Raw genomic sequence first — 22045 nt, 5'->3', positions numbered from 1 at the left:
GGTGGCACTAAAGTCTATTGCAAATTTTGCCAATTTCGATGCATTGGATATTCGTGTAGGCAAAATTATCAAGGCTGAGACTGCTGCAACCCAAAAACCTACCTATCGCCTAACGATTGATTTTGGTCCTGAGCTTGGTACACGCATCTCTTGCGGCGCCTACATGAGTTACGCTCAGGAGGCTCTGATTGGCAAACAAATTATTGCGGTCATGAATCTGGGAGAAAAGAAAATGGGGCCGGAAGTTTCCCAAGTACTGGTTCTTGGCGTTCCCAATGAAGTAGGCGAGACTATTTACCTTGCACCGCAAGTGGACGTAGGTCTCGGCGTGAGTGTATTTTAAATCTATGCTGAAAACTCGAATCATTCCCTGCCTTGACGTAAAAGACGGGCGTGTTGTTAAAGGCGTGAACTTTGTCGGCCTGCAGGATGCGGGCGATCCGGTGGAGCAGGCGCGACTCTACGATAAGCAAGGTGCGGATGAACTCTGCTTTCTCGACATTTCCGCTTCCAGCGATAACCGTTCGATTCTGTATGATGCCGTGGCAAGCGTTGCGGAGCAATGTTTCATGCCGCTGACCGTTGGCGGCGGCGTGCGGACGGTGGAAGATATACGCAAGCTGCTGCTGGCCGGTGCGGATAAGGTATCCATTAACACAGAAGCCGTGCGTAATCCGGAATTCGTGCGTGAAGCGTCGGATAAATTCGGAGCACAGTGTATTGTCGTGGCGATCGATGCAAAATCCACCGCCCCGAATAAGTTTGAAATCTTCACGCATGGCGGACGTAACGCTACCGGTATCGATGCCGTGAAATGGGCGAAACATATGGCGTCACTTGGAGCAGGGGAGATATTGCTTACTTCCATGGACCGTGACGGCACCAAGCAAGGTTTCAATCTTCCGCTTACGCGCGCCGTATCTGATGCGGTGGAGATTCCTGTCATTGCCTCCGGTGGTGTGGGAACGCTCGAACATCTCGTGGAAGGCGTGTGTGAAGGCCATGCAAGTGCGGTACTTGCCGCTTCCATCTTCCATTACGGCACTTATACGATCGCTCAGGCTAAGGAAGCAATGCGTAATGCTGGCATTGCCGTGAGATAATACATTGAATTCAATGGTATGGAATTGTCATCATAGGGTCATTTGAATCCTCCGTGACTATCCACTATACTGTGTCCTGTCGTTAAGATACTGGTATAGCTATGGATAAAGACTTCCGCAAAGGTGCTATCAAAAGTTCTGCCGCGTTGAATATCGGTGCGGGAGCCATAGGGGCTTTGGCCATGGCGCCAGCCACGGGCGGGCTTTCCCTTCTGGCGCTCCCCCTGGTGGCAGCGGGAGGTTTTGTCTTAGGTGCCGTGCAAGGATGGTTTCTCGGCCTTACCGACAGTGTGACAGGCGGCAAAGGTGGCTTCATCGGCAGGATGGCAAAGGCCGGTGCGCTTCTGGGAGTTGCCGCGCTGGCGGTGGGTGTCGGTATTGCGGCGGTTGCGGGAATGGCTTTGCCCGGGATTGGAATGCTTGCAATCGGAGCGGCTGCGATTGCGATTGGCGGTGCCATACAGGGGGCGGTTACGGGAATCGTCGGGAAAATTTTTCATCTCGATAAAAAGCCGGAAACACCGAATGCTTCTTCCCAGCAAGTTGAAAATGTCGTAGGGCGAGAGAATCAGAGACGTGGCCAAGGTTTTGGACCTGATATGGCTCCTCCACTCGCACCGGATGTCTCGCCTCCCATGGCGGGAGTCGGCAGAGGCACCAATCAGCGAGGATAGTGCTTTATATATTGTAATATTCCACGTTGCGGTGAAAGCGCAATTTCGTCAGATATTCCATCGGATCTTTAGAAGTGACCAGCGCGCCTTCCACCGGGAATAGCCGGTCATGCGTGCGGGTCAGCAGAAAGCGCAATGCTGCACCGCGTGCCAGCACCTGCAGGGCGGTCCGCTCACTCTCTGATAGCGGGCGAACTTTTTCATAAGCAGCCATAAATGCTTTTGCCTTTTCCGGGCAGAATTCCCATTGCGCGTCGAAGCACCAAGCATTCAGGCAGATGGCGATTTCATAGGCAAAGAGATCATTGCAGGCAAAGTAAAAGTCGATGATGCCACTGAGCTTGCCTTGCGCATCGAAGAATACGTTATCCGGAAAAAGATCGGCATGGATCACGCCCTGCGGCAGGTTCTTCGGCCATGTGGATTCGAGAAAGGCCAGTTCTTTACGCATTTCATCCGCGAGACCCGGCGTAATTTCATCCGCGCGCGCTTCGATTTTTGCAAGCAATGCATGCCAGCCTGCAAAAGCGAGTCCATTTGCCCGTTGCTGTGGATAATCAGAGGCGGCGATATGCAATTTCGCAGTATATTCACCCAGCTGCGCCAGATGGGAAGGAGTGAGTTCGGCAGCGTCCTTGCCGTTTAGAAAAGTGACGATCAGCGCCGGTTTGTTTTTTAATGTGCGAATCGCCTGTCCGTCACGGCCGCGCACCGGCATCGGCGCGGGGATGGATTTGGTGGCAAGATGTTCCATAAGGCCTGCAAAGAACGGCAGGTCTTTTGCTTCCGTGCGTTTTTCAAACAAGGTCAGGATGTGCTTGCTTCCATCTTCCAGCACCAGCAGGTAATTCGTGTTTTCCACGCCCGAACGAATACCCTCCGCTGCCTTTAGCGCGGGCAGGTCGTAAGCTGTCAGGAAATCCGCTATTTCGGATTGGGTCAGTTCGGTATATACGGCCATGCAGTCCTATATATACGGCTTGCTTCGTAATGCAATGTTATATGTTAACGGGCATTGGAGAAGCTGAGCTGGGGAGAGCCGAAGCCTGTTCCGTTTGCAGTGTTAATGGTCAGCAGAATGGTTCCGGTGGAAGGGTTCACCTTATAAATTGAGTTGCTGTTTTCTGAAGCCAGCCAGGCATAGCCTTGGGAGTCGAAGAAGATGCCTGTATTTCCGCTCACACCTGTGGGGGCGAGGGAGCTTGAGAAAACACCGCTGCTGGAGAATTTCTTAACTTTATTGTTTCCTTCATCCGTTACCCAGATATTGTTGCTTGTGTCGATCGCCATGTAATCGGATGAATAGCCAGCGTTGCTGAAGGATGAATAGCCGGCTGCTGTTTCCGTTGTGCCGTCATATTTGTATAGTGCATGCACGGTTTCTTCCATAATCCAGAAGATATTGCTGGAATCGATAACCATGCCTGCAGGATTGCCCGACAGGGATACGCTTTTCATCCAGGCGCCGGTCGAAGCATTGAATTCCTGCAGTCTTTTATTGTTGTAATCTGTTACCCAGAGATGACCGCTGCTATCGAAAGCCATCTGCGTCGGTGCGCCTCCGGTATCGAATTGACCGTTAGCGGCGCCTGAGTTGCATAAGCAGCTTCCACTGCTGGGCACGCAGCAAGTGCTGGAATGTGAGCCATCATACGAACTGATGTTGCTGCAGCTGGCGCCGTTGGCTGTCCCGGCGCATGAATCCGTATACGCGCCTCCTAACGTTTTTTTCCAGTTGCCTGCGCTGTCGAGTTCCACTACGCGGTTTCCGGTATCGGCAACCCATATATTACCTGCACTATCCAGCGCGACGCTGTTGGTGTTGCCGAACGGAAAGGCCGGGCTCGTCGTGCTGCTGATGGAGGTTACATATGATCCCGTTAGCGTGCTGAATTCCACAATGCGGCTGTTGCTGTAGTCTGCGATCCATATGACGGTATTGGATGTGCAATTGCCGGAGATCTGGCTGTTCTGACTTTGAAGCTGCCAGGGGATACGGAAAGCGACGAGATCGTCAAAGCGGTAGGTGGCATCGTTTGCGTGTGAACTTTGATAGGTGGGAGCGTGCTGAATATAACTGGCAAGGTAACTGCCGCTGTCTACACCGGAGCTGTCGCAATGGCAATTGAACTGTTCTTCGCTGTTATTATCCCATGCGTTGACCCTGCCACCGGTTTTTGTATAGGCGCCATGCCCGTTTGCACCGTGGCTGAATAGGACGTAAACAGCACTGCTCGTGCGTGTTGCTCCGGTTGCATCCTGTACCGTAATGCCTTTGCTACTGCTGTAACAGATGCCATTAGGGAAGGGGGCCTTTGAATTGAATGTATAGCCTGTATAGTCTGGATTGACCGCGTAGCGGAATTTTCTGCCCCAGGCATCGTACATATAACTGTCGGGCAGTTGCAGCGTGCGTGTAGGAACAGCCCCTTCTTCTGCGCCGGAGGAGGATTTATAGTTCGCGGCTGGTGTCATGCTCGTATAGCACTCGCCTGTGCCTTTGCCGCCAACAGAAGAGCCTGCTTCCGCGCCGTAATTGGCATTGGTGGGGGGCAAAGTAAGATCTCCCGGACAGGGCAGGCGGCCGAATGCCGCAGCGTAATCCGCCAGGGCTTTTTCAATAGCGGAAATCCGGGCGAGCGTATCGTTATATTGTGTTTGCTGAAGGCTCACGGTCAACACAGAGAGGCCGCCTGCCATGACAACGGCAAGCACGGCCAGAACGACGGATAACTCAATGAGGGTAAAGCCGCGTTTCATCATATTACATTATCAAGTAACAAAGCCCCAACGGCCATGCAATGATTATTATAGGGCTATCTGCCCATGGTTACAATCGGATAGGAGAAGAATAACGATTGTGTTGTCACGAGGGTCATATCCGCGAAAATATCCCATTGCTGCGTTTTTTTCCAAAACACCTGCAGCCTGCGGTTGTGTCCGTCTGCGACCCAGATATTGCCCTGTGCATCTCCCCAGATACCGCTGGGGGTGTTGAACTGTCCGGCGGCGGTTCCAGTTGATGTGCCTCCGTAGACGGTCCAGTTGGTGGTCACGGAGCAGTCGGTGCTGAGCGAGCATTTCTGTATGCGGTTATTGCCGTAATCAGCTACCCATAGCACCTGATTGGCGTCGACATAAAGTCCCTGCGGTTCATAAAACTGACCCTGACCGGTGCCAGCTTTGCCAATGGTGGTCCAGGACGTGCCGTTATATTTGGCAATGCATAATCCCGTACCTGCAGCGGTGGTGGCACCATAGCCTGCAAGGTTATTGCAGTTGGGGACATAGCTGTCGGCCACCCAGAGATTGCCGCTGCCGTCAAGCGCAATGGATTGAGGGCCGGTAAAGCCGTCTGTCAGGGTTTTGATGGGGCTGCCGCCGCTCGAGTTATACTCGGTGATATTGTTTCCGCCGTAGTTTGAAATATAGATATGGCCGCTTGTGTCAAATATGATGGCGCTCGGGCGGCTTACGCCGGTGACGGACCAGGCCGCCCAGGTTGCTGTGCTGTTGGTGTATTTATAGATGGCGCTGCCCGTATCGTTGCCGATATAGATGTTGCCGCTGCTATCCACTCCGAGCGCCTGCGGGTTATTGAGCCCTGCAACGGTCGGGTTGCTCCAGGTTTTCGTGTTGGCGTTATATTTCCAGAATTTGCTGTTGTTGTAATCAATCAGAAAAATGTAATTCGGCAATGTTGCGGAAAGGGCAGACACCGAAGAGGACTGGGAAGCGAGCTGCCAGGGCTGCGCGAAGGATACGATATCGTCAAAGCGGTATCTTGGGTCGCCTGCGGTCTGGTAGTTAGCACTATGCTGAATGTAAGTGGGCGAGTAGCCTGTGCTTACAATAGATCCGTCGCAATGACAGTTGGTCCATTCATCCGTATTGTTGCTGGCGCCATTCATCTGGCTGCCGGTTTTAGTGAAAGCGCCATGTCCGTTTGCGCCGTGACTTAGAATGACATACACTGCGTTTCCGACACGTGCGGCCCCTGCGGCGTCCTTCACCGTGATAGGGGTGGCGCTGGGAACGCCCATGCCGCCGATGGGAGCGGGCAGCCCAGCGTTGGAGCCGCTTGCATAGGTGAAACTTGTATCCACGGCATAGCGCAGCCTGCGGCCCCAGGCATCGTACATATACGTATCGGGAAGCTGCAGCACACGTGTGGGCACGCCGCCTTCGGCTACGCCGGAATTGGTGTAATTGGCTCCGCTGCAGCTGCCGGGACTGCTGACTTCAGCGCCGTAGCTGGCATTAGTGGGAGGCGCTGTAAGGCTGGACGGGCAGGGCAGACGGGAGAAAGCGGTGCTGTAACTCAGCAGCGCGTCCTTAATCGTATGGATTTTATTGACGGTTTCATCATATTGCGTCTGCTGGAGGCTCACGGTCAGTATGGAAAGGCCGCCGGCCATCACCACAGAAAGGACTGCCAGCACCACGGAGAGCTCGATCAGCGTAAAACCGCGTTTCATCATTCTGCATTATAACCCATTTTTGCCAAATAAGGTATCTGCAATTTAAGGTAGAGTAAAATTTTACGGATTTTGTATCTTTTTTCGTGAGTTAAAGCGGGCTGGACAATTGGTGAGGGTTGCTCTACTAAACATTTGGCTGCTTTTTAGCCGCCACAGGCACCCGTAGCTCAGCTGGATAGAGTGTCGCCCTCCGAAGGCGAAGGTCGTGGGTTCGAATCCCGCCGGGTGCACCAAATTCTTATCTCACGGTATTTCATAATCACTCATAATTATAGGTAATCTGCCTGCTGTGGTCATATTGATTGCTTCAGGTCGTCTCATGCCATTTCTTGACATCTGGGGGTAACCGGGGGTAACTTCAGGGGTAACTGCGAAGTTTGTAAAATGAGTTACCCCCAATTATGAAGCTCACTGCTACTGCTATCAACAACACAAAGGCCAAGGACAAGGCGCTCAAGCTCTTTGATGGCGGTGGCCTGTTCCTGCTTGTAAAACCGGCTGGGGGTAAGTGGTGGCGTCTTAAATACCGATTTGGGGGTAAGGAGAAGCTATTGTCCCTTGGCACATACCCCGAGGTATCTTTGAAGGAAGCACGGGAACGTAGAGAAGAAGCTCGCAAGCTGTTAGCTAACGGGGTTGATCCCAGTGATAACAGGAAGGCTGTAAAGGCTACCCAGGTAGAACTTGCGGCCAATACCTTTGAAGTTATTGCGCGTGAGTGGTGGGCGAAATTCTCAGAAGGCTGGACGCCAGGGCATGCAGACAAAGTGATCCGCAGGTTGGAGCGCTGCATTTTTCCTTGGCTGGGTAACAAGCCGATAAGGGAGATTACGCCCTCAGTGCTGCTTACCTGCATCAGGCGCATAGAGGATCGTAAGGCACTGGAGACTGCCCATAGAGCATTACAGAACTGTGGGCAGATATGCTATCAAGCGATGGATTTGCAGCGGCGCGCACGTCGCGTTCCCGATCCAACTTTAAAGATGCGGTAGAAGAGAAAGTTCGGGCATTAGAAACCAGATCCAGACAAAACGGCTGGAGCTACGTTGCAAGCGTGACAGAAGGGATTCCTCCTATTGAAAATCCTAGGGCTACCAAGAAAAAGCCAGGGAAGCGCTCCATAGCGAATGAAACAAAAATCCTTCTAGATGCTTTTGATAAGTCTAAAAAAGAATAAATGATAAAGGATGGTTAGGCTGCAGGTAGTTCATAATCCGGGTTGATGTGAGATAGCGTATCGCTGACATACATCGCCGGGTGGACGCGACCTGCTGTTTCGATAGCCTCGATTGGTATATTGTCCCGATGATACTGGCAGACGCCGGATAACCCCGGATTGTGTTTCATGAATATATCCAGCCGCTGCTCATATTCAAAAAGCTTAGCGAAGTTCTTTTCACTGCCGAATTCCCAGGTCATATCACCGGTTGCCCACAGGCCGGTGTAACCGTCAGCCAGCGCCTGTTGTAGCGTGATATTCAGCATATCCATCATCTTGTCGACATCGAACTTGCCATCCACCAGATGATTTTGGTCCGACACAAAGACCAAAGATCCTTTTTTGATTTCCGCCGCCGGATCAAGTCCCGCCGTTATAAGTGCGGTCCGCATTTCAGCAACCATCGCCGGGCTGTTCAGGTACAGGCAACGTTTCTTGCCCTTCAGCTTGCCAATGATCGTCAGCGCCAGGCTTTGTAAATGAAGCGTCGGCTGGCCTCCATAGACAATGCATTGATGTCTGGGTAGTGCGTCCATATGAAAAATTACAGATGAGATTGAATAATACATATTATAGCATATTAGCCGACGCCCCCGCAACCAACGCTTCAAACTCATTCCGCAGTCGCTATTCCTCTTTATATAATGTGAGGTATAGAGAAATGAGGTGTGTCATAATGAAATAATAATTGCCAAAAATATACATCCCTCTATGTTGAACCAATACGGGATTCACATTGGGAGTATTTCAATCATGAGGCGCGGTATAGTTTTCTTCCTGCTTTGTATATTAACTGCATGTGCAAATCCCTACTCTCAGTTTTACCAAGGTGCTCCGGATGCAAGGGTAAACCCGTATTATGAAGCGTTGTCAGCAGATATACAGGTTTATCCTTCAAATAATTTTACTCACGATATACATGCCTTAATACGGAAAGGATATTTTGTTATTGGCTATTCCGCGTTTGAAGCTCCTAGTGCTTCGATCACTGACGATCAGGCTAGAGCACAGGCAAAAAAAATAGGAGCGCAGATTGTACTCGTCAGTTCACATTATTCCCGCACCGTTTCAGGTGTAGCACCTGTGACAATTCCCACGACGTCTACATCATACTCTACCGCTAATGCTACGGCATATGGGCCGGGGGGAGTGGTTAATGCTTATGGGACCGGAACGACAACAACCTATGGCAGCGAAACTCTGATGATGCCATATTCAATACAGCGATCAGAATTTGGAGCTGTTTATCTTGCAAAGGCTAAAGCGCGTCTCGGATTATTTTTTGATGCCCAGTCTTCCGAGCTTGATATTGCAACGCGAAAACGCCTCAATTCAAACGGTGGCCTCCGAGTATCGGATGTAGTTGAGGGAACCCCAGCATTTGAAGCCAATATATTTCCAGGTGATATATTACTCTCTGTTGAAGGTGATAAGGTCTATTCACAAGAGCAATATGGGCAGCTTCTGAATAAATATGAAGGGCAGAGCGTTACTCTCAAATTGTATCGCGATGGAAAAATTCTGAAGAAGGAAGTTAAAATACTGTCTGTTGCTAAAGAAGTAATAACTCATGGGGATGGCAAATGAGAGGGGTAGTATATGTTACCATTGTTGCGATCAGTTTGTGCGGGATGGCATCGATAGCATATGCTGACTCTTATGAATGCCAGTCATCTATAGATACCTATAATGCTGCACTCCAAGATATAGGCTATGCTATGAAGCACTATTCAAATTGTGTGTCCGATAGTCATGGTCATGATGATTGTTCGCTAGCATTTAATCGCCTTAAAAGTGCACAGAATGATTTTGAGTCAGCGGTTTCGGAATACGGAATAAATTGCCAGCAATATTAGCTTCAGAAGGCTCTGATAATTGATTGTAGGTATTTCTTGTGAAGAGGGGTAATGGAATATTACATACGAACAACGGATCGGTTGAGTCACGAATCAAAACCAACTTTTGATGTATGGAAAATAGATCATGATTCGGCTTGTCGACTTGGGATTCATGAGCCAGAAAAGGTTGCTGGGGCTTACTTTAAAGCTAAATCGGGTGAGACAATCTGGGATACCATTCGTAACGCAACACCTTGGTTTGAGCCGCACGGTAAAAACCCTTTTCATAAAGTTGATTTAGAACCGGGACAGTACTACCCAAGAATAGCGCGCCCAGTAGATCAACATGTGCATGAATCTCCGGGAACAAGTCCAAGTGTTAAAAATGAAGCTAATTCAATTGCTATAGCATGCGGTCAGCTCGATGCACTGACAACCCAGCTTAATCGCATATGTCAGACAATCCATCCAAGCGATAAGACATCTGATGCATTTGGTCATGATATACGTAACTTGTTGATTCTTGCCTGCACAGAGATCGAAAGTCATTGGCGTGGCATTCTAACTGCCAATGGCTATACAGCAGCAAATCTTAATACCAACGATTATGTGAAACTTAATAAAGTCATGCGGCTTGATGAATATGCAGTTGTTTATCCAAATTACCCATGGCTATTGCCCACCAAGCCCTTTGAGGGATGGGATATAGCAAATCCTTCGCGATCCTTAAAATGGTATGATGCATATAACGCAGCAAAACACGATAGAGAGAATAATTTTGAGCAGGCAACTCTTTGCCAAGCTTTTAATGCAGTTACAGCCTGTGGTATATTAATAGCAGGTCAGTACGGTCTACATTCAGACCGTATTCGGCAATCATCTTTGAGGTCATTCTTTAGTTTTCAAGAAGTTCCTCAGTGGAGCCTGAATGAAATATACATATATCCGTATGGTGCAGAGAACTGGTTGCCTAAAAATTTAGCAATATGAAGTGTGATAAAGATGATAGAAGACGATAAGTTTGAGGCGCTACCATGAGCGGTGTGGGGGTAACTCTGGGGGTAACTAAAAATTCCCCATTCCTATAAGTCGAGCAATTCTGCTCATATTAAGTCTTAATATGATAGCCGCCGGGGCACCAGTCCTACTTACTAAGGATAAGGGAATTCATAGGCCAGGTTGATTTTGATGATATTATCCACGGCGGCTCCTGAAATCCCTACCAGATAACCGACATCGTAGCGCACATGGTCGCCCAGTTTGCCGAAGAAGACCGGGCCGGCATTGTATTTCTGCTCGTTGTAAGTGCCCACATGGCTGAATTCCCTGAAGCCGTCATAGATTTCAAATCCGGGACTGAATTCTGTTTTATAGTTATATTTCGTGCGCCACAGGAATGCGAATTCTGTTCGCTTACTGGCATTTTCGCCTACTTCCTTTTCGATACGGAGGTTGGCCACATGCGTCCATTTTCCCAGATCTTTCATCACCAGAAATTTACTGCCGACCGCATCGGGAACGCCGCTTTCTTCACTGACCCGGTAATAACCGCGAACCGCCGTGTCAAAGAACCAGTTATCTTTTTGTTTGGTGAGCCAGTAATTCACTTCCATCTGCGAGGAGGCTGCTACGAAATCCTGATCGGGGCGGTGTTCACCGTCTGTTTTAAGTTCAATGCTCATACGGTCCGTCATGCCGTATTTCATCAGGAGCTGGTATCCCTGCAGCCCGTCATCCGCGGCGCGGTGGTCGGAGTCGAAATGGTTACGGGTTTCAAGAGACAGGATGCCGGGGTCGACCGTGGGAGAATCCACCCGGTAAGGACCTGCCAGTGCGGGCAGTGAAAAACCGAAGGCTACTAAAGCCGCTGCCATTGCAGTAGAGTAAGTCTTGATTGTACTATAAGCCAATTTTCTGACTCCTATTTTGCTCTCTGTATATATACTCTGAGTAGCAGATTATATAAGATATACAAAATAAGTTTATGATATCGCAATGAAGGGGTAGCTCGTGTTTTCAAAACTGGGAATTGAATTGCCGATCATACAGGCGCCGATGGCGGGTGTATCCACGCCTGTGCTTGCTGCAGCCGTTTCGAATGCAGGGGGACTTGGTTCGCTGGGCGTCGGTGCGATGGATGCGGCTTGTGCACGCCGTACGATAGAGGAAACGAAAGCGCTCACGGACAAGCCCTTTAATGTGAATGTGTTTGTGCATGAGGCGGCTCGTGCGGATGCGCAACGTGAGGCTGCGTGGCTCAAAGCCCTTGCTCCGTATTTCCAAACGTATGATGCTGAGCCGCCGAAGTCGATTCGGGAAATCTATAAGAGTTTCCGTGAAGATGGCGACATGCTCGATATGCTGCTTGCGGCACGGCCTGCCGTGGTCAGCTTTCATTTCGGCCTTCCGTCTCCTGCTTATATTGCGGCATTAAAAAATGCGGGCATTACATTGCTCGCAACAGCGACGAATCTGGATGAAGCTCATGCTATCCAGGCCGCAGGGATCGATGCGGGCGTGGCGCAGGGGATTGAAGCGGGCGGCCATCGCGGCGTGTTCGATCCTAAAGCGCATGACGATGCGCTCAGTACTTTTGTGCTCACAAGGCTGCTGGTGGAAAGGCTTGATATTCCGGTGATCGCAAGCGGCGGTATTATGGATGGTGCGGGTATTGCAGCAGCTTTGCGCCTTGGCGCGGTTGCCGCACAGCTTGGCACTGCCTTTATCGCCTGTCCGGAATCGAGCGCGAATGATGCGTTTCGTGCCGCTCTGAAAGGGCCCGGCGCGCAGCATACGGTGATGACCGACATGATTTCAGGCCGTCCGGCGCGGTGCCTTGCGAACCGGTTTACCGCTTTGAGCGAAGCGCTTGCAGGGTTGCCGGTGCCGGATTATCCCATTGCGTATGATGCAGGTAAGGCGCTGAATGCGGCGGCTCTAGCTAAGGGCGAAGGAGGATTCGGCGCGCAATGGGCGGGGCAGGGCGCACCGCTTGCCCGGTCCATGCCTGCGGCTGAACTGGTCAGAACACTTGCGCGTGAAATGGCGGGTTTGTCCTAGAACTTCCAGAGCAGCGGAACGATGGTCACGGTCAGTGCCATCATCAGCAGATTCATCGGGATGCCGATGCGTAGAAAATCCCGGAACCGGTAATTGCCTGCCGCGAAAACAAGGCTGTTCGTCTGGTAGCCGATGGGAGTGGCGAAGCTTGCGGAAGCGGCGAACATCACGGCCACGATAAAGGGGCGGGGATTGACGCCTAATGACTGTGCGATTCCGATGGCAATGGGGGTAACCAGAACACCCACGGCGTTATTGCTCATGAATTCGGTAAGCAGCATCGCAACCAGATACACCACGGCCAGCACAGCCTGCGGTCCGAAGGGTTGAGCGGCATGTGCAACGGCATCGATGATCAGGCGTGCCGTGCCGCTGCTTTCCATGGCCCGCGAGATGCCGAGCGTGCCGAAGATCAGCAGCAGGATGCGCCACTGAATGCTCGCATAAGCCTGTTCCCCCGTCACGCAGCCTGTTACAATCAGCACTATTGCGCCGATGAGCGCCAGCCCTGCAATCGGCATCATTCCCACGGCGGAAAGCAGAATTACGCCCAGCAACACGCCTATGGCAAGCGGGGCTTTGCGCCGGTCGAAACTGCGTCGCCGGATTTCTCCGAGGCTTAATATTCCCTCATGCTCGAATAATTTTTCCAGCTCGTCACGCGGACCTTCCAGCAGCAGCGTATCGCCGCTGCGTAATACGAGAGAGCTGAAATCGCTGCTGATATGCGCTTCACCGCGATGAATGGCAAGAATATAGCAGCCGTAGCGGCGGCGCAGCCGTAAACTATCCGGATTGCGGCCGATAAAAGCGGAGTTCGGGCCGACTACTCCTTCGACCATCACCGTTTCGCGTGTGGCCAGAGGCTCTGCCAGATGCATATCTTCCGTTGCAAAGGTGATGCCGATCTGCTGTTTGAGTTGTAGCAGCTCATTGCGGTTTGTCTTAAACCAAAGACGGTCGCCTGCCTGAAGAGGAATATCGCGTAAAGTGGAGCGCTTGCTTGCGGACGAAGAGGGTTCTTCCAGTGCATCCTTGACGCGGGCGAAAATGCCTCCCGATCTTGCTCCTGTTTCCTCGCGGATGAGATCGAGGATTTCGTATCCGCCGCTTGAGCTGAATTGCAGATCGTTCAGGGTTTTGCCGATAAGCGGGGAATCATGGGGAATCAAAGCCTCCGCTATATAGTGCTTGTCGTTTGTATTTATATGCCCAGTATCTGACAACGCCCGTCCCGGCAGCAGTTTTCTTGCAAACAGGAAAAGGAAAGCCGCTCCGGCGATTGCCAGAATCATCCCTGCTTTGGTGATTTCGAACATAGTGAAGGAGGGCTGGCCCATCGTATGGGCTACACCGTCTACCAGAATATTGGTGGAGGTGCCGATCAATGTGCAGGTGCCGCCCAGAATCGCGGCGTAAGACAGCGGTATGAGGTAATGGGAGGGGAATTCCTTCAGGCGGCGCGCAACGGTAATAATCACCGGGATCATCAACATCACTACCGGTGTGTTATTCATAAAAGCCGAACCGGCTATTACGCCGCATAGCAATGTACCCAATGCGACGTAACGGTTTTTGTCGGCAAGCCGAAGCGCTGCAGAGGCGATGGAATCCATCACTCCAGTGCGTTCAAGAGAAGCCGCAATGACAAACATGGCGATGATGGTCACAGGAGCTGGATTGGAGAATACCGCAAGGGCCTGGTCCGTATTAATCATACCTGTTGCAAGCAGCAGTGCCATTGCGCCGATCGCGGCAAGATGGGCAGGAATTTTTTCACGTATGAATGCATAAAGCACCCCGGCCAGCACTAAAAAAGTTATTACGATGGGAAAAGGCACTCGCACACCCCTCTTTCTTATGCTTGAGAGTTCCTGTTGATAGAAGTTATATTCTCTACTAGATTAATAGGATTATAATGCGTAAAGATGCAAATACAATTCGATTTTCTCAGGAAGCGAAAGGTAAAAATAGTTGTTTTTATGCTGTAGTATCAATTAGTTGGCTGGAAACTTCTCATGAAGATTGACATTCGCTTCCCTAATCCCTATAAAGTTAGTAGGAATTAATCATGCTCTCGATGAAAGCCAAATATGCATTGCGGGCAATGATGGTTCTGGCAAGGAATGAGAAGAGGCTGATGCAGACAAAAACGATTGCACAGGAAGCGGACGTGCCGCACAAGTTTCTTGAAGTCATATTATCCGACCTCAGGAATCATGGGCTTGTGGAAAGCAAGCGCGGCATCATGGGAGGATATAATCTCTCCAAACCTGCGGACGTGATTACCATCGGCGATGTCATCCGCATCATGGATGGGCCTCTGGCTCCTATTCGTTGTGCAAGCGTCACGGCTTACCAGCCTTGCGATGACTGTCCCGATGTCGCCAAGTGCGCTATCCGCAGTGTCATGAAGGATGTCAGGATTGCGATTTCCGGCGTACTGGATCAACGCACGATCAAGGATATGCTGAGTCTTCCCAAAGGGGCGGCTACTCTCCTGGATCACGATATTCTCGAGCCGTAATACAAGTGCTATCTGCACATTCCACCAAAGGGGAACATATGAGGCAACCCATAGTATACTCCCGAAAAGCGCTCCTGTTTGCGGGTGCCGTCAAGAAAGCTTTCGTAAAACATCCTGCCGATTTGGGTGAAGGCTATCTTCAGCATTTCGCCTTTGCGGCCGAAACTTCCCTGGATCTGATAGGAGCGGGTTGCGCCCTAATGACGCATGCGTTCTTCCCATTCCTGTTTCCGCGTACGGCCAGCACGAAAGTGAAGCGTATCTACGGTGCGATGCAGGAGCGGTCGGCGCGAAGCGGCATGCTTGAGAAAATGCTGCCGAATAATATTCTGCCTTTCAGGAAACCGTCTGCCGCCGATGGTATTGCGCGGGTAGGTGTGGTGGGGGGCGGTTTCAGCGGAGCCCTCGCGATTGCTAATCTCGTGCGCCGCGCGCATTCTCCTATGGTCATTGAGTGGTTTGATGAGGGAAACACGCTTGCCTGCGGTGTTGCGTACGGTACGGAAGATGCAGTGCATCTTCTGAATGTGCGTGCGAACCGCATGGGGGCTTTTCCGGAAGCGCCCGATGGGTTTTATCAATGGCTGCATACAGCTGAAGGAAAGAAATGTAGCGCCGAGCTGTGTCCGGGGAAAGAGTGGACCCCGCATAGTTTCGTACCGCGTGCGCTCTACGGTGCTTATCTCAAATTCCTCACGGAAGAGGCATTCCGTCTTGCCCGGAACAAGGGAATCGATATCCGGGTCGTGCAGGCTCAGGTCATGGATGTGCGTCTGTATGATCCGCAGACGCAGCAGCTTCTGCTGTGCTCCTCCAAAGGCGGCATCATGCGTGAAACGCTGGTGGATGCGCTTGTGCTGGCCACCGGTAATCTGCCGCCGCGCAGTTTCGGTAACCAGATCGATGTGGCAAGATGTGTAGACGATGTATGGAGACCCAGCGCGGATAGTATATTTCCCCGCAATGTAAACCAGCTTAGTGCCGATAGCGAAGTTGTGATTGTAGGCACCGGGCTGACAATGATCGATACAGTACAGACGTTGCGTGCACGTGGATTCAAGGGAACGGTAACGGCGATTTCACGGCATGGAAAGCTGCCGCAGGCGCACACTGATGATGCGCATGTCAGCCCTTATCCGGCGTGGGAGTGGACACAGACGCCGGACGAGGCTCCGCAGACTGCGCTGGGGCTGTTGCGTGCATTCCGGCAGCAGTTGCGGAAGGCGGAAGCGGAAGGGTATGACTGGCGCAGCGTGGTGGATTCATTGCGCCCGGTGACGGCGCATTTATGGAGAAGGCTTGCCACGGGCGAAAAACGCAAATGTGTCCGGCATCTGCTGACATTGTGGAACACGCATCGTCACCGCGTTGCACCGCAGATTTATGCGGATATCAAAGCCATGCTCGCCAGCGGTACGCTTAAGATAGTTTCCGGCCATATTTATTATATCGGCACGGACGAAATGGGAGTTACCGTAGCTTACCGTAAGCGTGGAGCTAACCGGGTCGAAACTATCCGGGCGGCGCTGGTGATTAATTGCAGCGGCCCGCAATATGATATTGCTGCCAGCGGGCATACGCTTCTGAAAAATATGCGCGATCGGGGGCTTGTGACGGTTGGGCCCTTACGTTGCGGGATTGAAATCAATAGTACTGGCGGCGCAGCGGGGCTGGCCGGGCAGGCGGTTTTCCCTATCGGATCATTGCTGGTGGGAGAGCTTCTGGAATGTACGGCCGTGCCTGAATTGCGGCAGCGGGCGGCAGAGATTGCTCAGATACTGGCAGACAAATTTGCTCCTGCTGCTATAATAGCGGGCAGGGAAAAGGAATATCACCATGCCGGATAATGATAACGATAAACCGCACCATACCGGCTTATATGAAAGAGCGGTCGGCGCTACGACGGATCTTGTTAAACCCCGTTTGCACAAGGTTACGGAAGATTTTGTCGATAAATCCGTCGATAAATACGCGAAGGATAATCCGCATTACGCCAGCATGATCGAATTTGAAGTCCGGCGCCGCGGCGATGGGGCCGGGCTTACGCAGGATGTGGCGGAGCCTGCGATATGGATCGGCGTGAAGACGGCTGCGGCGCTTGCCATAGCAGCGGCTGCGGAATCGGTGAAGAATAAAACCCTGAAAATGGTGGGCTGGGTTTCCTCGCTGACCATTATTGCCAATCAGATGGTTGAAGCCTTCCGCCTGCTGCCGCGTTACAGGGCGGGCTTGCAGGGTAGCCTTGAGATGGCGAAAGACCGCTGGAAAGCCATTGAGGAAACCGGCGTGGACCCTTTCAGCAAGCAGTCCGGCCCCAAGGAGCAACATGGGGCAGATGCTCAGCAGGATGAAGCAGGGCAGAAAAATTTTGCGCATGACGGGTTAAAGCGGGGGGCAGTCTCTCCCACAACGCTTAGCGAACAGGCAGAGCGTGAGCCGGTTAAAGACCGCTCTCCCTGAGGCAGTGCTTGCATTCTATGCGATTGCGTGCGATAAATGGAGTGTCCTTAGGGGAGTAGCCTTTCTCAGTAAGAGAAGGATTCGTCAACATACTTGGCTTAGGCCATGGCGGATCCGGCAGTTGCTTGGCGAGACCTTTGGCATCGGCGGTCTGTCTTGGTCGGGCAGGGGCTGCGATGTCATTGGTGTATAAGTTGCCTGGCCCCGAAGAGTCTTATGGAAGCCCTCCTGATTTCCTTTCTTGCGATTGCCGCTGCTGAAATAGGCGATAAAACCCAGCTTATCGCGCTGTGTCTTGCCTCGCGGTTTCATAAGCCCGTGCCTATTATCCTGGGTATCTTGTGCGCAACGCTTGCCAATCATGCTGTGACGGGATTGATAGGGCAATGGCTCGGCAGCCTGCTAAGCGGGAATGTACTCCATATCCTGCTTGCGCTTTCCTTTTTTGCGGCGGCCTGGTGGGCTTTTATTCCTGACAAACTGGATGAAGACTGCACAAAGGCCTTCAGCAGCCATAGCATCTTCATTACCACTGCCATCACTTTCTTTGTTGCGGAAATAGGGGATAAGACACAGTTGGCGACAGCGACGCTCGCGGCTCAGTTCCAGCCGCTTGTTGCGGTGATCGTCGGAACTACGCTTGGCATGATGGCGGCGAATATCCCTGCGGTTTTATGCAGCCGCATGATTATGAAAAAGATACCGCTCAACATCGTCCGAATGGTGTCGGGATTATTTTTTGCCGGTCTTGGATTGTTTGAGATCAGCAAAATGCTTACCCATTAGGATATTGCATCTTAAGCAGTGCTTACTTCATCTGTTTGCTGTTCCAGATGCGGCAGGTTTCGCCTTTATCTTCCAGTACGAGCTCGCATTTCAGGCCGCAGAAGATATTACCTTCTGACCTGATGGTGGCGGATTTACCGGCATATTGCTTGAAGGAAGGGCAGCCAGCGCCTTTTTCAATCTGGTATTCGTCACCGTTCTTGCGTGCGATGACGCCTTTGTCGTCATCAGTCAGTACCTGGGTGATGATCACGCTTTCGGTCTTACACCAGGCAATGGAGGGCATCAGGAGCAGCATCAGGGCAAGGATTATTCTCATTGCGGTTTCTTTCGTTATTTACGTTCTTCCTGCCTGAACTTACTGCTTCTGCGGCGTTCGCGCAATCCTGAGGAGCGTACCGTTGCGGTCTTCCGCGACGATGATGCTGCCATCTTCCAGTTCCAGCAGTCCCACCGGTGCTCCCATCGGATGGTCGCCGGGCTTTGCATCCCAGCCACTAATGATGTCCACAGGTGTGCCTTTGGGCATTTGTTTTTTATCCAGTGCGAGTGCAACAATGCGGTGGCCTTTGGCGCGGTAGCCATGATAACCGATGATCAGTTTATCCTTGAGGCCGGGCAATAAGTTGCCCTTATATAGCAGCATCCCCAGAGGAGCCGCATGCGGGGGCAGCAGCAGGGTCGGCAGCTGCTTTTTGCTGCAGTCGTAATGCGGGTATTCCGGGTTAGGGATGTTGTTGTCGTAGCAATAGGGCCAGCCATATTCCTGTCCCTCTCGGACAAGGTTGAGCGTGTCGTGGGGCAGATCTTCATCAGAGAGCGACGGATCTGCCTGATCGATAATATCGCGGGAGTTGACGCCCGCATAAAGCTGCCCGGAAGGCAATACGGTCAGAGCGATACTGTTGCGCAGGCCCGTTGCGTAAGCGGTGAGGGTCTGGGCATCGATGGGAGTTGCCTGCGGCATAATATGGACTATGGCCCCCCTGGGCAGCAGGTGAGAAGAGGCTTCCGGGCAGGGAGCAGCAGGATCGGGTGCACTGCCACCTTCTTTTTCACAGTGATCGGTTCCACTTCCGACATTGACGAACAGCGAACCGTCCGGCGCCACTGCGAATGCCGATAACGGATGCTGACCGTCGACAGGCAAATGGACGATGATGTCATTCACAGCTTGCGTTGCGGGGTTATAGCGAATGATCTTGCCGAGCACGCCGATATAGAGCATGTTTCCGGGGGCAGGGGCGATGGAGCTTGGCTGGTCAAGGTTTGCGAGCACGGTTTCGGGTTTGCCATGGCCGTTATCGCGCAGGCGCAGGATCTTACCACGCCCGATGCCACCCCAGCCGCCCATATCGGTGACGTAGAGGTCCGTGCCGAGGGCGGCAATACCGCGCACAAAGCCCAGATGACTTCCGACAAGCCCGGCACAAAGACCGGACGCGGTCGTCAGATTAACTTTCGGAAAACCGTCGCATTCGCCGTTCGTGACGTACGGCCCTGTATCCTGTGCCCAACTTGAAGCGCTCATGCTCCCAAGGAGCAATGCAACGAGCGCCAGTAACCATGGTCGCATCTTCATCCCTTTTTGATATTCATATTTACCGCGGCTCCCCATAATCATACGCTTTGAAGCCTGAGAGTCTTCGCATTCCTGAGTAAATCCGTTGAATGGGTGATGGAAGCGGTTATGATACTGTCCCACTATGCATGTCCGTCCGCTTATGTCCATACCAGTTTTGCGTTTTGCTCCCAGTCCTAACGGTCGGCTGCATCTGGGGCATGCCTATTCAGCGCTGCTCAATGCCGAGCTGGCGGCGCAGATGAAGGGGCGCTTCCTTGTGCGGCTGGAAGATATCGATACGGAGCGCTGTACGGTGGAGCTTGCACAGTATTGCCTTGCCGATCTTGCCTGGCTCGGGTTGCGATGGGAGGAGCCTGTGCGGGTGCAGTCGCGGCATGGGGAGGATTATGCCAGGGTGCTGGCCGTGCTGCAGGAAAAGGGTGTTGTGTATCCGTGTTTCTGCACACGCAGCGAAATCGCAAAGGCGAGCACGGGGAGCGATCCTGATGGAGCACCGCTTTACCCGCGTATTTGTGCTCATTTGCGCGTGGAAGAGGTACAGGCTCGCATGGCGGAAGGCATCCCGCATTGCTGGCGGCTGAATATGGAAAAAGCGTTGCAGGCTGCTCCGGGAGTGCATGCATACCAGCGCTTTACTCCGCGACAGGATTCGGTGCAGGAGGTGGTCGCGCAGCCTGCACGCTGGGGGGATGCGGTGATTGCCCGTAAAGGCATTATGACGAGTTATCATCTTTCCGTGGTGGTGGATGATGCGCTTCAAGGCATAACGCATGTCGTGCGCGGGGCGGATTTAGAGGCGGCGACCGATCTGCATGTCTTGCTGCAGGTGCTACTGGGGCTGTCTACGCCGTTTTATCACCACCATGCGCTGCTGACATTGCCTACAGGAGATAAACTCTCTAAAAGCAAAGGCAGCGAGTCGCTGGCGGATTTACGTGCGCGGGGTGTTACAGCACAGCAGGTGCGGCGGGATTTGGGATTCTCTTAATGCAAATGCGGCCAGCGCTCGCCAGCCGCATGCACTTCGTCATTAAGATGCCATCTTCTTCATGGCTTCCTGTATTTCCGCCGGAGCAACTTCGCGGACGCGTTCAGCGATCGACCATTCGAAGCCGAACGGGTCTTTTAAGCTTCCCATACGGTCTCCCCAGAACATGTCTTCAATCGGTTTCTTCTCGGTCATGCCTGCGTTTTTCGCTTTTTTAAATGCGACTTCGACATCGGGCACATAGATGCAGAACCCCACCGGGGAACCACCCAGGGTTTTAGCGGATTTATTGCCTTTTTCTGGGCAGGGCGCTCCCATCATCACGCGGGCATTGCCGATCTGGATTTCAGCATGAGCGATTTTACCGTCGGGTGTCGGGAGACTTAAGGTCACTTCGGCACCGAATGCCTGTTTATAAAATTCCAGAGCTGCTGCCGTATCGTCAAAGGTCAGGTACGGGGTTACAGAGGTATAGCCTTCAGGTATTTTGCTCATCTTCATTCTCCTGTTAAAACCAACCGGCTTCATTGCCGGCCGATTCCTGCATCTTACACAACACTACTGACAACATATTGTCAGTAGTGTGGCAGTATGTTACGAGCGAACCCAGAAACAGGAGGGATTATGCGCAGGGCAGACCGTTTATTCCGTATTGTGGAGTATTTAAAAGCACGCAGGCAGGTAGTGACCGCTGAAAAACTGGCGGAGGTTCTGGAAGTGAGCACACGGACTATTTACAGGGATATAGCCGATCTCGGCGCATCCGGTGTGCCTATTCTGGGAGAAGCCGGTATCGGCTATATATTGCACCGCGACCATGTGGTGAAGCCGCTGATGTTCGGTCTTGAAGAACTCGACGCGCTTATGCTCGGAGCCCAGATGGTGAAAAGCTGGGGGGATAAAGAGCTGGCGAGGTCGGCAAGCCAGGCCATAGACAAATTAAAGAGCGTTCTGCCGGAAAACCTACAGCAGGAAATCTCCAATTCCTTCCTGTTTTCCATGGCATCCAAAGCGAAATTGCAGATCAATGTCGATTTCACGGCGTTGCGCAGGGCCATACGCACCAGGAATAAACTTTATTTCTCGTATGAGAATGAGGAAGGAAAGGTGAGTCAGAGATGCGTGCGGCCGTTATGCCTTGTGTTTTTCAGCCCTGCGTGGCTGCTACTTGCGTGGTGTGAAAAACGTAATGATTTCCGTAATTTCCGGCTCGACAGGATTCGGGAGTTGACGGTTATGGGGGAGTTGTTCAAAGAGGAAATCGGCAAGCGCCTGTATGATTACTGCCAGCAGAAGGGATATTCCATGAAGGGAATGTAGTAAT

General features: G+C 52.0%; 22 protein-coding genes, 1 tRNA gene and 1 riboswitch. Of the genes, 14 read left to right on the top strand and 9 right to left on the bottom strand.

From position 1 onward, the window contains the following. Window position 1 precedes the first annotated feature (1 nt). The 3 genes from VFT64_06505 (at window position 2) to VFT64_06495 (ending at window position 1777) form a co-directional block, all read left to right on the top strand. Complete coding sequence (locus VFT64_06505; GenBank protein ID HEU5047478.1) at window positions 2-343, top strand: hypothetical protein; 342 nt, start codon at window positions 2-4, stop codon at window positions 341-343. Window positions 344-347: 4 nt separating this feature from the next. Next, window positions 348-1103: an imidazole glycerol phosphate synthase subunit HisF gene (gene hisF, locus VFT64_06500; GenBank protein HEU5047477.1), complete on the top strand. Its 756-nt coding sequence runs from the start codon at window positions 348-350 to the stop codon at window positions 1101-1103. Window positions 1104-1204: 101 nt separating this feature from the next. Beyond that, window positions 1205-1777 carry a hypothetical protein gene (locus VFT64_06495; protein HEU5047476.1) on the top strand — a complete coding sequence of 191 codons (573 nt, stop codon included), beginning with the start codon at window positions 1205-1207 and terminating at the stop codon, window positions 1775-1777. Between the two features lie 4 nt (window positions 1778-1781). On the opposite strand, the gene VFT64_06490 is transcribed toward VFT64_06495, so the two are convergent. From VFT64_06490 to VFT64_06480, 3 genes are read right to left on the bottom strand one after another with little or no spacing between them, the layout of a single operon-like run. Further along, window positions 1782-2738, bottom strand: a complete 957-nt coding sequence (locus tag VFT64_06490; GenBank protein ID HEU5047475.1) for a homoserine kinase — start codon at window positions 2736-2738, stop codon at window positions 1782-1784. Between the two features lie 44 nt (window positions 2739-2782). After that, window positions 2783-4540: an NHL repeat-containing protein gene (locus VFT64_06485; GenBank protein HEU5047474.1), complete on the bottom strand. Its 1758-nt coding sequence runs from the start codon at window positions 4538-4540 to the stop codon at window positions 2783-2785. 53 nt (window positions 4541-4593) lie between these two features. After that, window positions 4594-6258: an NHL repeat-containing protein gene (locus tag VFT64_06480; protein HEU5047473.1), complete on the bottom strand. Its 1665-nt coding sequence runs from the start codon at window positions 6256-6258 to the stop codon at window positions 4594-4596. 156 nt (window positions 6259-6414) lie between these two features. On the opposite strand from VFT64_06480, the gene VFT64_06475 reads away from it, so the two are divergent. After that, window positions 6415-6491, top strand: a tRNA-Arg gene (locus VFT64_06475). Window positions 6492-6659: 168 nt separating this feature from the next. Next, window positions 6660-7250 carry an integrase arm-type DNA-binding domain-containing protein gene (locus VFT64_06470; GenBank protein HEU5047472.1) on the top strand — a complete coding sequence of 197 codons (591 nt, stop codon included), beginning with the start codon at window positions 6660-6662 and terminating at the stop codon, window positions 7248-7250. A 199-nt stretch (window positions 7251-7449) separates the two neighbouring features. Here the strand turns inward: VFT64_06470 and VFT64_06465 are convergent, their stop codons facing one another. After that, window positions 7450-8046 carry an MEDS domain-containing protein gene (locus VFT64_06465; protein HEU5047471.1) on the bottom strand — a complete coding sequence of 199 codons (597 nt, stop codon included), beginning with the start codon at window positions 8044-8046 and terminating at the stop codon, window positions 7450-7452. A 184-nt stretch (window positions 8047-8230) separates the two neighbouring features. On the opposite strand from VFT64_06465, the gene VFT64_06460 reads away from it, so the two are divergent. Then, window positions 8231-9064 (top strand): PDZ domain-containing protein, encoded by an 834-nt coding sequence (locus VFT64_06460; GenBank protein ID HEU5047470.1) that lies wholly within the window; start codon window positions 8231-8233, stop codon window positions 9062-9064. Between the two features lie 320 nt (window positions 9065-9384). After that, window positions 9385-10305, top strand: coding sequence for a hypothetical protein (locus VFT64_06455; GenBank protein HEU5047469.1), 921 nt, complete (start codon window positions 9385-9387; stop codon window positions 10303-10305). 161 nt (window positions 10306-10466) lie between these two features. Here VFT64_06455 and VFT64_06450 read toward each other — a convergent pair whose 3' ends face one another. Continuing rightward, entirely contained in the window at window positions 10467-11225 is a 759-nt protein-coding gene (locus VFT64_06450; protein ID HEU5047468.1) for a hypothetical protein, read from the bottom strand. A 100-nt stretch (window positions 11226-11325) separates the two neighbouring features. Between VFT64_06450 and VFT64_06445 the strand changes: the two genes are divergently transcribed. Further along, on the top strand, window positions 11326-12375 hold the full coding sequence (locus tag VFT64_06445) for a nitronate monooxygenase (protein ID HEU5047467.1): 1050 nt from the start codon (window positions 11326-11328) through the stop codon (window positions 12373-12375). On the opposite strand, the gene VFT64_06440 is transcribed toward VFT64_06445, so the two are convergent. After that, window positions 12372-14216, bottom strand: coding sequence for an SLC13 family permease (locus VFT64_06440; protein ID HEU5047466.1), 1845 nt, complete (start codon window positions 14214-14216; stop codon window positions 12372-12374). The two genes, VFT64_06445 and VFT64_06440, sit on opposite strands and share 4 nt — an antisense overlap. 230 nt (window positions 14217-14446) lie before the next feature. Between VFT64_06440 and VFT64_06435 the strand changes: the two genes are divergently transcribed. The 4 genes from VFT64_06435 to VFT64_06420 all read left to right on the top strand — a co-directional run bounded on the left by VFT64_06435 (window position 14447) and on the right by VFT64_06420 (window position 18148). Beyond that, a complete protein-coding gene (locus tag VFT64_06435) occupies window positions 14447-14902 on the top strand; it encodes an Rrf2 family transcriptional regulator (protein HEU5047465.1) in 456 nt (151 codons plus the stop codon). Between the two features lie 38 nt (window positions 14903-14940). After that, window positions 14941-16749, top strand: a complete 1809-nt coding sequence (locus VFT64_06430) for a DUF6356 family protein (protein ID HEU5047464.1) — start codon at window positions 14941-14943, stop codon at window positions 16747-16749. Then, window positions 16739-17362 carry a hypothetical protein gene (locus VFT64_06425; GenBank protein ID HEU5047463.1) on the top strand — a complete coding sequence of 208 codons (624 nt, stop codon included), beginning with the start codon at window positions 16739-16741 and terminating at the stop codon, window positions 17360-17362. Before VFT64_06430 ends, VFT64_06425 begins: the two co-directional genes overlap by 11 nt. Window positions 17363-17407: 45 nt before the next feature. Further along, window positions 17408-17561, top strand: a riboswitch (yybP-ykoY riboswitch). Window positions 17562-17578: 17 nt separating this feature from the next. Further along, on the top strand, window positions 17579-18148 hold the full coding sequence (locus VFT64_06420; protein ID HEU5047462.1) for a TMEM165/GDT1 family protein: 570 nt from the start codon (window positions 17579-17581) through the stop codon (window positions 18146-18148). Between the two features lie 22 nt (window positions 18149-18170). On the opposite strand, the gene VFT64_06415 is transcribed toward VFT64_06420, so the two are convergent. Both VFT64_06415 and VFT64_06410 read right to left on the bottom strand, forming a co-directional pair. Continuing rightward, window positions 18171-18467, bottom strand: coding sequence for a hypothetical protein (locus VFT64_06415; protein ID HEU5047461.1), 297 nt, complete (start codon window positions 18465-18467; stop codon window positions 18171-18173). A 39-nt stretch (window positions 18468-18506) separates the two neighbouring features. Further along, entirely contained in the window at window positions 18507-19724 is a 1218-nt protein-coding gene (locus VFT64_06410; protein HEU5047460.1) for a PQQ-dependent sugar dehydrogenase, read from the bottom strand. A gap of 148 nt (window positions 19725-19872) precedes the next feature. Here VFT64_06410 and gluQRS point away from each other — a divergent pair, with 148 nt between their 5' ends. Then, complete coding sequence (gene gluQRS, locus VFT64_06405) at window positions 19873-20721, top strand: tRNA glutamyl-Q(34) synthetase GluQRS (GenBank protein ID HEU5047459.1); 849 nt, start codon at window positions 19873-19875, stop codon at window positions 20719-20721. Between the two features lie 42 nt (window positions 20722-20763). On the opposite strand, the gene VFT64_06400 is transcribed toward gluQRS, so the two are convergent. Further along, entirely contained in the window at window positions 20764-21216 is a 453-nt protein-coding gene (locus VFT64_06400; GenBank protein HEU5047458.1) for a VOC family protein, read from the bottom strand. Between the two features lie 129 nt (window positions 21217-21345). Here VFT64_06400 and VFT64_06395 point away from each other — a divergent pair, with 129 nt between their 5' ends. Next, complete coding sequence (locus VFT64_06395) at window positions 21346-22041, top strand: YafY family protein (protein ID HEU5047457.1); 696 nt, start codon at window positions 21346-21348, stop codon at window positions 22039-22041. Window positions 22042-22045 lie beyond the last annotated feature (4 nt).

Source organism: Rickettsiales bacterium, assembly GCA_035765535.1.
Lineage (GTDB): Bacteria > Pseudomonadota > Alphaproteobacteria > Rickettsiales > JABCZZ01 > JABCZZ01.
This window is presented reverse-complemented; position numbering and strand designations above follow the sequence as displayed.

Bases quoted from the DNA above. Each gene is read 5' to 3' on its own strand.
- VFT64_06415 (HEU5047461.1), bottom strand. From the start codon at position 18,467: ATGAGAATAATCCTTGCCCTGATGCTGCTCCTGATGCCCTCCATTGCC.
- VFT64_06425 (HEU5047463.1), top strand. From the start codon at position 16,739: ATGCCGGATAATGATAACGATAAACCGCACCATACCGGCTTATATGAA.
- VFT64_06465 (HEU5047471.1), bottom strand. From the start codon at position 8,046: ATGTATTATTCAATCTCATCTGTAATTTTTCATATGGACGCACTACCC.
- VFT64_06420 (HEU5047462.1), top strand. From the start codon at position 17,579: ATGGAAGCCCTCCTGATTTCCTTTCTTGCGATTGCCGCTGCTGAAATA.
- VFT64_06435 (HEU5047465.1), top strand. From the start codon at position 14,447: ATGCTCTCGATGAAAGCCAAATATGCATTGCGGGCAATGATGGTTCTG.
- VFT64_06395 (HEU5047457.1), top strand. From the start codon at position 21,346: ATGCGCAGGGCAGACCGTTTATTCCGTATTGTGGAGTATTTAAAAGCA.
- VFT64_06400 (HEU5047458.1), bottom strand. From the start codon at position 21,216: ATGAGCAAAATACCTGAAGGCTATACCTCTGTAACCCCGTACCTGACC.
- VFT64_06470 (HEU5047472.1), top strand. From the start codon at position 6,660: ATGAAGCTCACTGCTACTGCTATCAACAACACAAAGGCCAAGGACAAG.
- gluQRS (HEU5047459.1), top strand. From the start codon at position 19,873: ATGTCCATACCAGTTTTGCGTTTTGCTCCCAGTCCTAACGGTCGGCTG.
- VFT64_06455 (HEU5047469.1), top strand. From the start codon at position 9,385: ATGGAATATTACATACGAACAACGGATCGGTTGAGTCACGAATCAAAA.
- VFT64_06430 (HEU5047464.1), top strand. From the start codon at position 14,941: ATGAGGCAACCCATAGTATACTCCCGAAAAGCGCTCCTGTTTGCGGGT.
- VFT64_06495 (HEU5047476.1), top strand. From the start codon at position 1,205: ATGGATAAAGACTTCCGCAAAGGTGCTATCAAAAGTTCTGCCGCGTTG.
- VFT64_06480 (HEU5047473.1), bottom strand. From the start codon at position 6,258: ATGATGAAACGCGGTTTTACGCTGATCGAGCTCTCCGTGGTGCTGGCA.
- VFT64_06490 (HEU5047475.1), bottom strand. From the start codon at position 2,738: ATGGCCGTATATACCGAACTGACCCAATCCGAAATAGCGGATTTCCTG.
- VFT64_06460 (HEU5047470.1), top strand. From the start codon at position 8,231: ATGAGGCGCGGTATAGTTTTCTTCCTGCTTTGTATATTAACTGCATGT.
- hisF (HEU5047477.1), top strand. From the start codon at position 348: ATGCTGAAAACTCGAATCATTCCCTGCCTTGACGTAAAAGACGGGCGT.
- VFT64_06410 (HEU5047460.1), bottom strand. From the start codon at position 19,724: ATGCGACCATGGTTACTGGCGCTCGTTGCATTGCTCCTTGGGAGCATG.
- VFT64_06485 (HEU5047474.1), bottom strand. From the start codon at position 4,540: ATGATGAAACGCGGCTTTACCCTCATTGAGTTATCCGTCGTTCTGGCC.